Below are 13,863 nucleotides of genomic sequence, written 5' to 3'. Positions count from 1 at the left end.
GTGGCAAATGTGCACCACTGGGCGTTTATCCAGCCGTAATGACGGATCGATTTGAGATGAAGGCCGTTTCCGCCTCGCCGTTCGGCAGCAGAAAGGGTTTATACATATGCGAAATCTCCTCATCACGACGGCGGCTATTGGGCTGGCAGCGCTTGGTGCCAGTGCCGCGTCTGCCCAGGACCTCACAACTACTTCGCCCAGCTGGACCGGCTTCTATGTCGGTGGCCAGCTTGGTTATGCCTGGCAGCCCCGCGATGGCGACGAGCAGATTGTCTTCGACCGCGACATGGACGGCAGTTTCGGCGATTCCTTCCAGCCGACGTTCGGCCCCGGCTACTGCGGCGGCTCTCCTACCTCTACGAGCCCGACCACCGGTTGCACGAAGGACAATGACGGCACCGCCTGGAAGGTGCATGCGGGCTTCGACTATCAGTTCGGCGAGACCAGCGGCCCGGTCGTCGGCGCGGTCGTCGAAGGCGGCAGGGCCTATCTCTATGACAGTGTCACGGCGTTCAGCACGACGCCGGCCGTCTACAAGATCAAGGCCAAGCTGAAGGAAAATGGCGCGATCCGCGCACGAGGCGGTTATTCGTTCAGCACCGGCACGCTGCTCTACGGTACCGGCGGCCTCTCCTACGGCAAGATCGAGAACAGCTTCTCGACGACGAACGCGGTGAATAGCTTCACCACCTCGGGCAGCAAGAAGGACGCCTGGGGTTATAATTATGGTGGCGGCATCGAGCAGAAGGTCGGACCGTTCTCGATCGGCGCACTGTACCTGTTCACCGTCCTGAAGAACAACAAATACACCGTGAACGCCTCTGGCGGCCCCGTCGGTGGTCCGTTCACCGCGATCAACGGGACCGGAACCGATTTCCGGCGCGGCTTCACCAAGTTCGCCTACCACTCGCTGCTGGCAACGGTCAGCTACCGCTTCTGAACGGCTCAGGAGGAACGGGCCGGATGGCTTCCCCATCCGGCCCGTTCCTTTTGCGGTTGCCCTGCTCTCCTGGAGCAGGAGATATCAGTTTTTCAGCTGGACGCCGATGTAGCGCGGCGGATTGTTTCCGCGCTGCGCGAACAACAGCACGGTGGGCCGCTTCGCCTTCTTGGCAGCAGCGATCTGCGCAGCCGCAGCCTGCGCCGTCGTGACCGGCACATTGTTGATCTGCAGGATGATGTCGCGCGGCTGAAAGCCGTTCGCAGCCGCATCGCTGGAGGGATCGACATAGTTGACCACCACGCCCTTGAGCGTCGGCGAGACGCCGAGCCGGCGGGCGATATCCGGCGTCAGCGTCTGGAAGCCGAGGCCGACGGCGTTGCGGGTCGCCTGGTCGGGCGCAGCCTGGGCGCTGCTGTCGTCATCGCCCTGATCGGCGTCGCCATCGGCACTGGCGGCCAGCTGGTCCTCTGGCGGCCGCTCGCCCAGCGTTACGGTGACGGTCCGCCTCTGGCCCTCGCGGATCAGCTCGATCGGCATGCGCGTGCCCACCGGCGTTTTCCCGACGATGTAGGACAGCGTGTTGTCGGGTGTGACGTCCTGGCCGTTGACGGACACGATCACGTCGCCCTGACGGATGCCGGCGCGCGCAGCGGCCTCGCCGGGCTCGACCCGAGCAACGATCTCGCCGCGATCCTTGGGCAGGCCCAGGCTGGTCGCGATATCCTCGGTCATCGGCTGGATACCGACCCCGAGATAACCGCGCTTGATGCGGCTGCCCGAGCGCAGCTGGTCGATGATCGGCTTCGCTTCCTCGGCCGGGATCGCGAAGCCGATGCCGACATTGCCGCCGGTGGGCGAGAAGATCGCGGTGTTGATGCCGATCACATTGCCCTGCAGGTCAAACATCGGCCCGCCGGAATTGCCCTGGTTGATCGAGGCGTCGGTCTGGATATAGCGGTCATAGGGGCCGTTCACGCCAATCGACCGGTGCAGCGCCGAGACGATGCCCGCCGTAACCGTGCCGCCCAGGCCGAACGGGTTGCCGATTGCAACCACCCAGTCGCCAACACGGGCGCGGGTGGAATCACCGAAGGTGACGAAGGGCAGGCCCTTGGCCTCGATCTTCAACAGGGCGAGATCCGAGGTCTGGTCGCGGCCGACGATCGTCGCCTTATACTCCTTGCGATCGGGCAAGGTGACGGTGATCGAGCTCACCACCGCGTTACCGCCACCTTCGGGCGCCGCCGAGATGACGTGATTGTTGGTGACGACATAGCCATCGGCCGAGACGATGAAGCCGGATCCGAGCGATGTCGCCTCGCGCGTGATCGGCTTGCCATCATCGTCGGTGCCACCGCCGCCACCGCCACCGAAGCGCTTGAACAGCTCCTCGAACGGCGTGCCGGCGAAGGCGTTGCCGCCATTCTTGACCTGAATCTTCTGCGTGGTGGAGATGTTGACCACCGCAGGCTGCAACCTCGCGGCAAGATCGGCAAAGCTCATCGGCGCGCCGGGGCGCGGGGCGGCGGCATCGATCGTGCCAGGCGCATTCTGCGGAATCTGGGCACCGAGCGGCTGCTGCATCGTCAGGGTCGCGGTGGCGCCACCTGCCAGCAAGGCCGCGGTGATCGCATAGGCATAACGCACTTTTGCCAACTCCTTAAAACTCCTGTCCTGACGAGCCGAATATCCGGGTCGGTTATCTCTTAGGTCGCTGAACCCCGCTTGAACGGTGCCGTTTCCCTTGCGGCCTAGCGCCGCCCCCGAAACTCCCGCAGATATTCGTTGTCGGGTGACAGTAATATGTTGGACGAACCGGTTGCCTCGGTTCCATCGGTGCCGAAGGTCATCCGGTAGGACTGCATCGCCCGATAGAAGTTATAGAAATCGGGATCCTTGTTGAAGCTTTCCGCATAGGTGCCGGCGGCCTGCGCATCCGCCTCCGCAGTGATGATCTGCGCCTGCTTGCGGCCCTCGGCAAGGATCGACCGCGCCTCCTGCTCGCGCGCGGTGCGCATGCGGTTGAAAGCCGATTCCAGCGGCGTCCCGTCGGGCAGGTCGGCGCGTTTGATCCGAACGTCGACGATTTCGGCGCCATATTGGCGCGCGACCCGATTGAGCCGCGCCTGGATATTCTCCATCACCGCGCCACGCTCGGGGCTGAGCAACGCTGCGAACGGCCGCTTGCCGAGCTCATTGCGCAGCGAGGAGCCGAGGATCGGGCGCAACGCCTCGCTGACCCGCCGCTCGGTGCCGGCGGTGATCGCCATCCTCAGCGGATCGACGATCCGGTAACGGGCATAGGCATCGACCTCGAGCCGCAGCTGGTCGGTCGACAGTACCGACTGGCGCTCCATGTCGAAATCCAGCACGCGCTTGTCGATCCAGCGGATCTGGTCGATGAACGGGATCTTGAAGATCACGCCTGCGCCGGTCTGCCCGAAATCCTCATTGGGTTTGTAGGCGTTGTAGACCTGCTCGGGCTTGCCGAAGCGGACGACCAGCGCCTGCTTCGTTTCCGGCACCACCGCGAAGATGCTGCTCAGGAAGATCACGGCGGCGATGATCGCTATGGTCCAGCCGATCATGGTGCGGCTGGCGAGGCTGTCGCTGATATTCATTGCTGCGGCACCGGCTTCGGCTGCTGCGTCTGCGGCAGCGGGAGATAGGGCATGACGTTGGGCGCCTCGATCACCGTCTTGTCGGTCTTGGCGAGAACGCGTTCCATCGTCTCATAATACATGCGGCGGCGGGTCACTTCGGGCGCCAGCTTATATTCGGCATAGACCTTGTCGAACGCGGCGGCCTCGCCTTCGGCCTTGGCGCCGAGCTGCTGGGCATAGGCGCGCGCCTCGTTGAGATAGGCCTGGGCCTGCTGCTGCGCGGCCGATACCGACTTGAACGCCTCGACCACGGCCGTCGGCGGATCGGCCTGCTTGATCGCGACGCCCTGCACGGTGATGCCGGCGCGGTAGCCGTCGAGGATTTCCTGCATGCGCTGCTGGACGCGGCCTTCGATCTGGCTGCGCTGCGAGCCCATCGCATCGTTGAGGGCGACCCGGGCGATCTCGGCCCGCATCGCGCTCTCGGCCACCTCGGCGACGGTATCGTCGGGATCGGCCAGCTCGTAGAGATAAAGCTCCGGATCACGGATGTTCCAGCGCACCGAATAGGCCAGGTCGATCATGTTCTGGTCGCCGGTCAGCATCAGGTTCTGCGCATTGCCGCCGGCAGCGGGAATGTCCTTCACCCTTATGTCTTCGATGTCGATCTTGGTGACCACGTCGATCGGTGCGGGGAAGGAAAAGCGCATGCCGGGTTCTAGTGTGCCCGCATAGGAGCCGAGCCGCGTGATCACGCCGCGCTCCTGCGGATCGATCCGGTGGCTGCTGGTCCAGACAATCCACAGCAGCAGCAGCCCGCCGATCACCCACAGAACGAGCCGCCCGGCCTCGGGCTCCTGCCCGCCGCGGCCACCGAACCGGGCGCGGCCCCGACGCAGCAGCTCGTCGAGCGCAGATCGGCCCGCCGGGCCGCGGCTCTGCCGTCCACGAGGCGGCTGGTTCCAGGGGTTGGGCCCCTCGCCATCGCCGCCGGATCCCCCGCCGCCCCACGGCCCGCCCTCGTTGAGCACCGGCCGCGGCACTAACCCGCTACTGTCATTCTCGTTCATACTGCCATTATAGGAGGCGATCCGCGGAAAAACAGTGCTCTTTCCCTGCCGACTGTCTATTCGCTGCGGCCATGCAAATGACAGACTCGCTCCCCAAGGCGCTCGACAGCGTCATCGACCCCATCAGCGGGAAGGGCCTGATCGCCAGCGGCCGTTCCGCAGAGCCACGCTATGACGATGGAACGGTCAGCGTAGTCCTCGACGTAACCGGCCTGTCCGGCGATGCGCGCAGCAAGCTCGAGACCGCCGTCAAGCAGGCGCTGATCGCCGTTCCCGGCGTGGAAACGGTGCGCGTCGCGATGACCGCGGAGAAGCGCGGGCGAAAGATCATCGCGATCGGTTCCGGCAAGGGCGGGGTCGGCAAATCGACCCTGTCCGCCAATCTGGCGGTCGCGCTCAGGCGGATGGGCAAGAAGGTCGGACTGGTCGATGCCGATATCTACGGCCCTTCCCAGCCCCGTCTGCTGTCGACCGAGGGGATGAAGCCGACGGCGACCGGGCAGAAGATGGACCCGGTGATGTCACCGTTCGGGGTGCCGATGCTGTCGATGGGCCAGCTGGTGAAGCCGGGCCAGGCGATCGCCTGGCGCGGTCCGATGGCCGCCAATGCGCTCGGCCAGCTGATCGATGCCGAATGGGGCGACGTCGACCTGCTGATCCTCGACCTGCCGCCCGGCACCGGCGACGTCCAGCTCACCATGGTCCAGAAGTACAAGCCGGCGGGCGCGATTATCGTCTCTACGCCGCAGGACCTGGCGCTGATCGACGCCACCCGGGCGATAGACTTCTTCAACCAGGCGAGCGTGCCGATCGTCGGCATGGTCGAGAATATGGCCGGCTATGCCTGCCCGCATTGCGGCGAAATATCCGATCCCTTCGGCCAGGGCGGTGCACAGGCCGCGGCGCTTTCGATGGGCCTCGACTTCCTCGGGCGCGTTCCGCTCGACATCGACATCCGCACCCGGTCCGATGGGGGCACGCCGCCTGCGGCGGAGGCGGACGACGTGGTTTTCGCGGCGCTCGCCGCCAAGCTCACGGACTGGTTGAATCCCGCCAAGCCAGCCGCATTCTAGCCGGATCCCCGCTAAAGGACACGCCATGCCGCTCGACAGCAACCAGGACATCGCCGACCTTCTCCGCAATGCCAGGACGATCGCGATGGTGGGCGCGAGCGACCGTCCCGATCGGGCGAGCCATGGCGTGATGCGCTTCCTGCAATCGAAGGGCTATCGGGTCATCCCGGTCAATCCGCAGCTTGCCGGCCAGTCGATCCACGGCGAACCCGTCGTGGCGGCGCTCGCGGACATCGCCGAGCCGATCGACATCGTCGACATCTTCCGCAACTCCGCCGCCGCCGGCCCGGTGATCGATGACGCGATCGCCGTCGGGGCCGGTGCGGTGTGGACCCAGCTGGGCGTGTTCAACGACGAGGCGGTGGCCCGCGCCGAGGCGGCCGGGCTCAAGGCGGTGGTCAACCGCTGTCCCAAGATAGAGATCCCCCGGCTCGGCCTATGATCAGCGGATAATCCCCTGCGCGGCCCGGTGCGCCAGCCGCTGTACGGCCGCAGAGTGGATTGCCGGCGCCGCCGCCAGGACGCCGAACTGTTCGCCCTTGGTACTGTTGTAGCGCAATGGCTGGCCCAGCGCGTCGGTGACCGTGGCGCCAGCCTCCTGCGCGATGAGCGCCGCGGCGGCGATGTCCCATTCATTGCCCCAGCGGATCGTGGCCAGAAGGTCGGCCTGGTCCGCGGCAACCATCGCGATCCGGAGCGCGATCGAGTTGGGCTTGCCCACCGTGACCAGATCGGAATCGGCCCGCGCGAGCACGTCGGCCGGAACCCGCGCACCGGCCAGTTCCTGCCGTGTCGATGCCCGGATCGGCTCGCCATTGCGGGTCGCGCCCTGCCCGGCCTTCGCGCGCCAATGCTCGCCGCGCGCTGGCGCGTCGAGCACGCCGATCAGCGGACGCCCGCCTTCGACGAGCGCGATCGAGACCGCCCAGCCTTCACGGCCACGCACATAATCGCGCGTTCCATCGATCGGATCGACCACCCAGACGCGCACGCAGTTGAGCCGCTCGGCGCTGTCTGCGGTTTCCTCCGACAGCCACCCCGCTTCCGGGTCGAGCGCCATCAGCCGCTCGCGCAGCAATGCATCGGCCGCCAGGTCGATGTCGCAGACCGGGCTTCCCGGCACCTTGTCCCAAGTCTTGAAATCGCCGCGCCATGCCGCGTGTGCCATTGCGCCGACTTCGACTGCGACGGCGCTTACCGCATCAAGGAGGCTCTCAGGCACCAGCGATCATCATCCCTTCGATCCGAATAGTCGGAGCATCAACGGCGCGGCGGAAGACAAGATCCGAAGCCGCGGTCAATTCGCGGAACATATCCTTGAGATTGCCCGCGACGGTGATCTCGGCGACGGGCTCGCACAACTGGCCGTCGCGGATCACGAAACCCGAGGCGCCGCGGCTATAGTCGCCGGTGACGCCGTTCACGCCCTGCCCTATCAGTTCGGTGACGTAGACGCCGAGCCTGATGTCGGCGATCAGCTCTTCCGGCGAGAGTATGCCGGGCTCGAGATAGAAGTTGGTGACGCCGGTTCCCGGCGGACCGCCGACGCCGCGGGTGGCATGGCCGGTCGGCTCCAGGCCGAGCTGGCGCGCGGACGCCGAATCCATGATCCAGCCGGTCAGCACGCCGTCGGCGATGATGTCGCATTTCGCGGTCGGAAGCCCCTCGCCATCGAACGGCTTGGAGCGCAGGCCGCGCAGGCGGTGCGGATCGTCGCGGATGAAGATGCCCTTGGCGAACACCTGCTCGCCCAGCCTGTCCAGCAGGAAGCTGGTGCGGCGCGCGACCGCCGACCCGGTGATCGCGCCGGCGAGGTGGCCCAGCAGTCCCGAGCCGACGCGCGGATCATAGACGACCGGCATCGCGCCGCTCGACAATCTGCCCGGGTTCAGCCGTTTCACCGCACGTTCGCCGGCGCGGGTGCCGATCGCGGAGCCATCCTCGAGATCGCTCAGGTGACGGGCGGAATGATAGGCATAGTCACGCTGCATGCCACCGCCCTCGCCGGCGATGACGCTGGCAGAGCAGCCATAACCGCTGGTCGAATAGCCGCGCGCGAAGCCGGCGCTGGTGGCAAGCGCGATCACTGTGCGGCTCGCCGATGCCCCCGCGCCTTCGCTGTTGGTGATGCCCGCGACCGCGCGGGCGGCACTTTCAGCGGCTTCGGCGCGCTCGCGCAGCGCCGCCGGGGACGGGTCGGCCAGATCGTCGCCGTCGACATCGACCGCCGTGCCGCGCAGCAGCCGGTCCTCAGGCGCCAGGCCGGAATAAGGATCCTCGGGCGCCTCGCGCGCCATCGCCACCGCGCGATCGACCAGTGCCCCAAGCGCCTCGGCCGACAGATCCGACGACGACACGCTGGCCGAGCGGCTGCCGACGAACAGCCTGAGTCCGATCTCCTCGCCTTCGGAGCGTTCGACATCCTCCAGCGCGCCGAGGCGAACCGAGATCTGGGTCGAGGCGTTGCAGATGTAGAGCGCATCGGCGGCGTCGGCACCGGCCTTGCGGGCGGCGGCGACAAGATCGGCGGTACGGGTTTCGGCTTCGGAAGTGCTCAGCATGGGGGCGACTTAAGTTCGGCGCACCGCGAGGTCAAAGGGTAAACGCCCCTCGGCGTTCCCGCTAAAACCTGTCAGGCCGTCGCACCGACGACGAAACATGCCAGAAACATCAGCAAACCGGCGAAACGGTTCGCCCGGAACTTGGCGAGCGCATCTACCGGATCGGCCGGGTCCAGCGCCATGACCTGCCAGCCCAGATGCACCGCGATCGGGATCAGCGCCACGAGCGCCAAGGCCTGCGGGCGCAGCTGCCACAGCGCTCCCGCCCAGCAGGCGATCGCGAGGACATAGAATGAAGCGACCCCTGTCCGGGCATGCCGGCCGAGCGCGCGCGCCGAAGACTTGACCCCGGCCAGCGCGTCATCCTCGATATCCTGCAGCGCATAGATGGTGTCATAGCCGATCACCCAGAAGATCGATCCGGCATAGAGCAGCCACAGCGCCGGATCGAAGCCGCTGGCTACCGCTGGCCAGCCGACCAGCGCAGCCCAGGAAAAAACGATGCCGAGCCACGCCTGCGGCCACCAGGTGATCCGCTTCATGAATGGATAGGCCGCGACGGCGCCAAGGCTGGCGAGCGCTACACAGGCCGCCACCAGATTGAACTGCAGCAGTACGACCAAGCCGATGAGGCAAAGGACGGCGAGCCACGCCCAGGCCGCCTTGAGGCTCACCCTTCCGCTCGCCAGCGGCCGTGCCGCGGTGCGGGCAACCTTGCGGTCGAGATCGCGGTCGACGATGTCGTTATAGACGCACCCGGCACCGCGCATCACGACCGCGCCGAGCGCCATCCAGGCGATCAGGTCCCAGCGTTCGACCGCGCGGCCGGCCAGCGCGACCGCCCAGGCTCCAGGCCAGAACAGCAGCCAGCTGCCGATCGGACGATCGAATCGTGCGAGCAGCCAATAGGGACGCAACGTGGCAGGCAGCCGCCGCGCCATGCCCCGAAACTCGCTGTCGGGTACGATTTCCTCGACTTCCTCGGCCATGGACGGCAGGTAAGGGAAAAGCTCCGCCTTCGGAAGACCCATGGCCAATACTCCCGCCTGGCCGCCCGCCAGCCTCACCCGCCTGTTCATCGATCAACCGCTGTCGGACGGCCTGTCGCTGACGATCGACGGCGGCCAGGCGCATTATCTCAGTGGAGTGATGCGCCTCAGGGAGGGCGATGGAATCTCTCTGTTCGACGACCGCACCGGGGAATGGCGCGCCGAAATCGAACAGGTCGGCAAGCGGGCGCTGAGCGTCCGCATCGTCAACCGGCTCCGCGAGCGCGAAGCCGTACCCGACCTCTGGCTGCTGGCCGCGCCGATCAAGAAAGGCCGCATCGACTGGATGGCGGAAAAGGCCTGCGAACTCGGAGTAGCGCGGTTACGACCGGTGATCACCCAACGCACCATCGTCGACCGGCTGAACCTCGATCGGCTGCGCGCCCATATGGTCGAGGCCGCCGAACAGTGCGAGCGCACCGCCCTCCCGGTCCTCGACGAGCCGGTGAAGCTCGCCACCCTGCTGCGCGAATGGCCCCAGGACCGCGCCCTGATCTTCGCCGACGAGGAAGGCGGCGTCCCGATGGGGCAGGCGGTGCAGCCGGGGCCGGCCGCAATCCTGATCGGGCCGGAGGGTGGCTTCACCGCGGAGGAGCGCGCGGCGATCAGGGCAATTCCCCAAACCACCGGCATATCGCTCGGCCCGCGAATCCTGCGCGCCGATACGGCGATGGCGGCAGCGGTATCGCTGTGGATGGCGCTGGCAGGCGACTGGCGGTAAGCCCCGGCTGCCGCGACGCGGGGCACTAGCCACGTACCGATCGGTCCGCTATGGGCGCGACGATGAGCACGCGCAAAGCAGCCGATGGCGAAGATCCGCTGATCGAGTCGAAAGACGACCTGATCTCCGTCTTTTCAGGCGGGGAAAAACCGAAGCAGAATTGGCGCATCGGAACCGAGCATGAAAAGTTCGTATTCTTCGAGGATTCGCACCGTGCCCCTTCCTATGAGGAGCGCGGCGGCATCCATGCGCTGCTGATCGGCCTGACCAAATATGGCTGGGAACCGGTCTATGAGGGCGACAACATCATCGCCCTTGCCGGCAACGACGGCAATGTCAGCCTCGAGCCCGCCGGCCAGTTCGAGCTGTCGGGCGCGCCGCTCGACAATATCCATCAGACCTGCGCCGAAACCGGCCGCCACCTCGAACAGGTCAAGGCGATCGGCGAAAAGCTCGGCATCGGCTTTCTCGGGCTGGGCCTGTGGCCCGACAAGACCCGCGCCGAATTGCCGATCATGCCCAAGGGCCGCTACGACATCATGCTGCACCACATGCCGCGGGTGGGCACGATGGGCCTCGACATGATGCTGCGGACCTGCACCATCCAGACCAACCTCGACTATTCGAGCGAGGCCGACATGGTCCGCAAGTTTCGGCTCAGCCTCGCGCTTCAGCCGCTCGCGACCGCGCTGTTCGCCAACTCGCCTTTCCTCGAAGGCAAGCCCAACGGCTTCCTCAGCTATCGCAGCCATATCTGGACCGATACCGATCCGCACCGCACCGGCATGCTGCCGTTCGTGTTCGAGGATGGATTCGGCTATGAGCGCTACGCCGACTATATGCTCGACGTGCCGATGTATTTCGCGTTCCGCGACGGTTATGTCGACGCGGCCGGCCTGAGCTTTCGGGATTTCATGGATGGCAAGCTGTCGGTGCTACCCGGCGAGAAGCCGACGATTGCCGACTGGACCGATCATCTGTCGACCGCCTTCCCGGAAGTTCGCCTCAAGAGCTTCCTCGAGATGCGCGGTGCCGATGGCGGCCCCCACAGCCGGATCTGCGCGCTTCCCGCCTTCTGGGTCGGCCTGCTCTACGACGACGACGCGATGGATGCGGCGTGGGATGAGGTCAAGCACTGGACGATCGAGGACCATCACCGCATCCGTGCCGAGGTGCCGCGGCTGGGGCTGCGGGCGATGGGGCCACGCGGGCGCGATTTCCAGCAACTCGGCGCGACGATACTCGACATCGCTGCGAGCGGGCTCAAGGCGCGGGCGCGGCTGAACGGTGCGGGCGACGACGAGAGCGGCTTCCTCGCACCGTTGCGCGAGATTGTCGCCAGCGGCAAGACACCCGCCGATCAGTTGTTGGATCTCTATCATGGCGACTGGGGCGGGGACATCAGCCGCGTTTACCAGCACGGACGCTTCTAGCAGCACCGCAGATTAACATATAGTTGCGTAAACCGTGACGTCGCTGCAACACTCTACAACTAATATTGCGGCATGGGCTGGCAATGCCGGGACGGTCCAGAGTCCGCTGGTGCGGGCAGCCGGCTTCTAGTAGATAGCAGTGGCTGCGTCGGCAGGGACATCCGCTTAAGTGGAGCCCTTCGCAGGAGAGAGATGCGCCGGTGAAAGTCCGGTACGGCGTGCAGGACGTGGTGGCTGCGGTAAAATCGCAGAAGCGGCAATAGCCGATCTCGAGCCGGAACCTCCGGCCCGCAGCGCCCCTCTCCCCCAGCCCTGACCATATGATTCGGACGTGCCGCGCACACCAGCCGCCGCGTCGACGGTAAACAGCGCGTCAACATCTCGACCGGATCAGCCGGAAAAGGGCGGCTTCGAGCGTCAGGACTGGTGGAAAGTGCTGAACGGCACGGTCACCAATCTCCCACACCAAGCCGCAAGTCACAGTTCCTAACATTCGAGCCATCGGATGATGGAGCGATGCGATGGCTTTCGGCTTGGGGCGTGCAAAGGTGATGAAAGTGGCGGGAGCGCTGGCGCTGGCGCTGGCTGCTCCCTTCGCGCAAGGTGCCACCGGGCTGGACAATAATCTCGAACAGCGGCTGCTCGCCGGCCACAACCGCGAACGCGCGGCGCTTGGCATAGCGCCGCTGGCGTGGAACGAATTGCTGGCACATGATGCCGAGGCCTATGCGCAGCATCTCGTGCGGGTCGGCTATCTGGTGCACTCGGAAGATGCGCCGGGGGAGACCGATCCGCAGGGCGAGAATCTCTGGGCCGGGACAAGGGGCTATTATGGCCCGGAGTCGATGATCGGCCTGTGGGTCGCCGAGAAACGCGACTACAAGCCCGGCATCTTCCCCAACAACAGCATCAGCGGCGATCTCGACAAGGTCGGCCATTACACACAGGTGATGTGGCGCTCCTCGCGCGCCGTCGGCTGCGCTGTAGCCCATGGCCGCCGCGACGACTTCCTAGTCTGCCGCTACAGCGAAGGCGGCAACGTGATCGGCGAAAGGCCGTTCTGAGCCGTTCGTCGGCCGGGGATCGATAGACTCCCGGCAGATCGGAACGTCACGCCGGCGTCTTCTCGCCCTCTCGCCCCGCGTTCTTGCGATAGTTAACGCGAGGAATGCCGGGGATCACCCCAAAGCCGAGGATGAGCTTCACCCAGCTCGACGACTCCGGCGCACCGTCCGGCTCCGAGGCGGCCATGCCATCGTTGCGCGGAATGAAGATGCGCGGCGTGAGGGGCAGCCCCGCCTCGGGCTGCGGCACCTCCGCAAGCTGCGACGGACCGGTCGCCAGCGAGGCGGCCGGGGCCTGGAACGGCACGTCGGCAATGGCGAGAGGGGTCAGCGTGGGACAGTCCTCGGCCGACGCGACCTGAACGGGCTCTTCCAGCTGGCGCACGCGCGTCTTGGGTTTGGCATATTGGCGCGGCTGCACGGCCTTGTGGACGGCGTCCCGGACCTGGGGAACGCCAAGGGTCAGGGCGGTCGTGCCGGCGACCGGACACACGCAGGTCATCAGCAGCTTGGCAGCTTTGGATGCGACGGCTTCCTTCAGCATGACAACCCCGTTCCCGATATTTCAAAAGCCGACACGGCCTTCGACGATCGCAACATCGTTCCTTCCAAGAAATCGATCATCTCAGGACTGCTCCGGCTCGGCGCCGGTCCGGCCGTTGTTCTTGCGGTAGGCGCTGCGCGCAATGCCGCCTATGAGGCCGAAACCGATCACGAGCTGAAGCCAGGTCGATGGCTCCGGCACGCCAGGCGGGCCGGGCGGCACCCCCGGCGGACTGGGCGGGAAGATCGGCGGCATCGGCGGCGGAGGATCGTTCGGCGGAGGGCTCGGGGGATCGTCCGGCGGGTTCTTGGGCGGTTTGGTGGGCGGCAGATCGCCGATCTTGAAGGGCGTGACGGGCGGGCAGGCATCGTTCACGGCGACTTCGACCGGCGCCTCTCCCTGCTGCCGCACGCGCGTCTTGGGCTTGGCATATTGGCGGGGCTGGGTCGCCTTGTAGACCGCATCACGAACCTGCGGAACGCCGAGACTCAGGGCCGTCGTTCCCGCGACCGGGCAGACACAGGTCATCAGCAGCTTGGCAGCTTTGGACGCAACCGCTTCCTTCAACATGAAGAACTACCCCGAAACCCCCAACGCAACTGCGTGCCCCATCCAATAGCATAAACCGGATCAACTACAAAACCGCGCTGGTTAACAATTGCAAACCGCCGCTCCAGCAAAAACCACCGACTTCGCCCGTAATCGGCTATCCGGTCCTGTGCCGATCCGCTATGCCCGATCGGGGCGAAGCGCTCGTTACCGACTCCATCGCGCCGCGGTGCGATCGGCGGCGAGGATGCGC

At 66.0% G+C, this 13,863-nt stretch carries 14 protein-coding genes; 6 read left to right on the top strand and 8 right to left on the bottom strand.

From position 1 onward, the window contains the following. Positions 1–106: 106 nt before the first annotated feature. A complete protein-coding gene (locus AC1DQK_RS06545) occupies positions 107–940 on the top strand; it encodes an outer membrane protein (protein WP_477868610.1) in 834 nt (277 codons plus the stop codon). 84 nt (positions 941–1,024) lie between these two features. Here AC1DQK_RS06545 and AC1DQK_RS06540 read toward each other — a convergent pair whose 3' ends face one another. The 3 genes from AC1DQK_RS06540 to hflK all read right to left on the bottom strand — a co-directional run bounded on the left by AC1DQK_RS06540 (position 1,025) and on the right by hflK (position 4,616). Then, complete coding sequence (locus AC1DQK_RS06540) at positions 1,025–2,590, bottom strand: Do family serine endopeptidase (protein WP_477868608.1); 1,566 nt, start codon at positions 2,588–2,590, stop codon at positions 1,025–1,027. A gap of 104 nt (positions 2,591–2,694) precedes the next feature. Next, positions 2,695–3,564, bottom strand: a complete 870-nt coding sequence (gene hflC / locus AC1DQK_RS06535) for a protease modulator HflC (RefSeq protein ID WP_477868606.1) — start codon at positions 3,562–3,564, stop codon at positions 2,695–2,697. Next, positions 3,561–4,616, bottom strand: coding sequence for an FtsH protease activity modulator HflK (hflK, locus tag AC1DQK_RS06530; protein WP_477868604.1), 1,056 nt, complete (start codon positions 4,614–4,616; stop codon positions 3,561–3,563). The genes hflC and hflK overlap by 4 nt, the downstream gene beginning before the upstream one ends. A gap of 71 nt (positions 4,617–4,687) precedes the next feature. Between hflK and AC1DQK_RS06525 the strand changes: the two genes are divergently transcribed. Both AC1DQK_RS06525 and AC1DQK_RS06520 read left to right on the top strand, forming a co-directional pair. Then, the gene (locus AC1DQK_RS06525; protein ID WP_477868602.1) at positions 4,688–5,689 is read left to right on the top strand and encodes an Mrp/NBP35 family ATP-binding protein; all 1,002 of its coding nucleotides are present in this window, start codon (positions 4,688–4,690) and stop codon (positions 5,687–5,689) included. Positions 5,690–5,714: 25 nt separating this feature from the next. Continuing rightward, positions 5,715–6,131: a CoA-binding protein gene (locus tag AC1DQK_RS06520; RefSeq protein ID WP_477868600.1), complete on the top strand. Its 417-nt coding sequence runs from the start codon at positions 5,715–5,717 to the stop codon at positions 6,129–6,131. Here the strand turns inward: AC1DQK_RS06520 and AC1DQK_RS06515 are convergent, their stop codons facing one another. The 3 genes from AC1DQK_RS06515 to ubiA all read right to left on the bottom strand — a co-directional run bounded on the left by AC1DQK_RS06515 (position 6,132) and on the right by ubiA (position 9,281). Further along, positions 6,132–6,911, bottom strand: coding sequence for a 3'(2'),5'-bisphosphate nucleotidase CysQ (locus AC1DQK_RS06515; RefSeq protein ID WP_477868598.1), 780 nt, complete (start codon positions 6,909–6,911; stop codon positions 6,132–6,134). It lies immediately after the preceding gene. Beyond that, a complete protein-coding gene (locus AC1DQK_RS06510) occupies positions 6,904–8,250 on the bottom strand; it encodes a TldD/PmbA family protein (protein ID WP_477868596.1) in 1,347 nt (448 codons plus the stop codon). The genes AC1DQK_RS06515 and AC1DQK_RS06510 overlap by 8 nt, the downstream gene beginning before the upstream one ends. A 71-nt stretch (positions 8,251–8,321) precedes the next feature. Next, positions 8,322–9,281: a 4-hydroxybenzoate octaprenyltransferase gene (gene ubiA / locus AC1DQK_RS06505; protein ID WP_477868594.1), complete on the bottom strand. Its 960-nt coding sequence runs from the start codon at positions 9,279–9,281 to the stop codon at positions 8,322–8,324. Between ubiA and AC1DQK_RS06500 the strand changes: the two genes are divergently transcribed. The 3 genes from AC1DQK_RS06500 to AC1DQK_RS06490 all read left to right on the top strand — a co-directional run bounded on the left by AC1DQK_RS06500 (position 9,280) and on the right by AC1DQK_RS06490 (position 12,517). Beyond that, positions 9,280–10,020 carry a 16S rRNA (uracil(1498)-N(3))-methyltransferase gene (locus tag AC1DQK_RS06500; protein WP_477868592.1) on the top strand — a complete coding sequence of 247 codons (741 nt, stop codon included), beginning with the start codon at positions 9,280–9,282 and terminating at the stop codon, positions 10,018–10,020. The genes ubiA and AC1DQK_RS06500 overlap by 2 nt on opposite strands. Positions 10,021–10,082: 62 nt before the next feature. After that, positions 10,083–11,453 (top strand): glutamate--cysteine ligase, encoded by a 1,371-nt coding sequence (locus AC1DQK_RS06495; RefSeq protein ID WP_477868590.1) that lies wholly within the window; start codon positions 10,083–10,085, stop codon positions 11,451–11,453. A 521-nt stretch (positions 11,454–11,974) separates the two neighbouring features. Continuing rightward, positions 11,975–12,517, top strand: coding sequence for a CAP domain-containing protein (locus tag AC1DQK_RS06490; protein ID WP_477868588.1), 543 nt, complete (start codon positions 11,975–11,977; stop codon positions 12,515–12,517). 46 nt (positions 12,518–12,563) lie between these two features. Here the strand turns inward: AC1DQK_RS06490 and AC1DQK_RS06485 are convergent, their stop codons facing one another. Beyond that, positions 12,564–13,061, bottom strand: a complete 498-nt coding sequence (locus tag AC1DQK_RS06485; RefSeq protein ID WP_477868586.1) for a PEP-CTERM sorting domain-containing protein — start codon at positions 13,059–13,061, stop codon at positions 12,564–12,566. Positions 13,062–13,142: 81 nt separating this feature from the next. Then, entirely contained in the window at positions 13,143–13,631 is a 489-nt protein-coding gene (locus tag AC1DQK_RS06480) for a PEP-CTERM sorting domain-containing protein (RefSeq protein WP_477868584.1), read from the bottom strand. Positions 13,632–13,863: the final 232 nt, after the last annotated feature.

Source organism: Rhizorhabdus sp. P4_G5, from assembly GCF_056401065.1.
The sequence above is the reverse complement of the archived record's forward strand: the minus strand, read 5'-3'. Positions and strand labels throughout refer to the sequence as shown.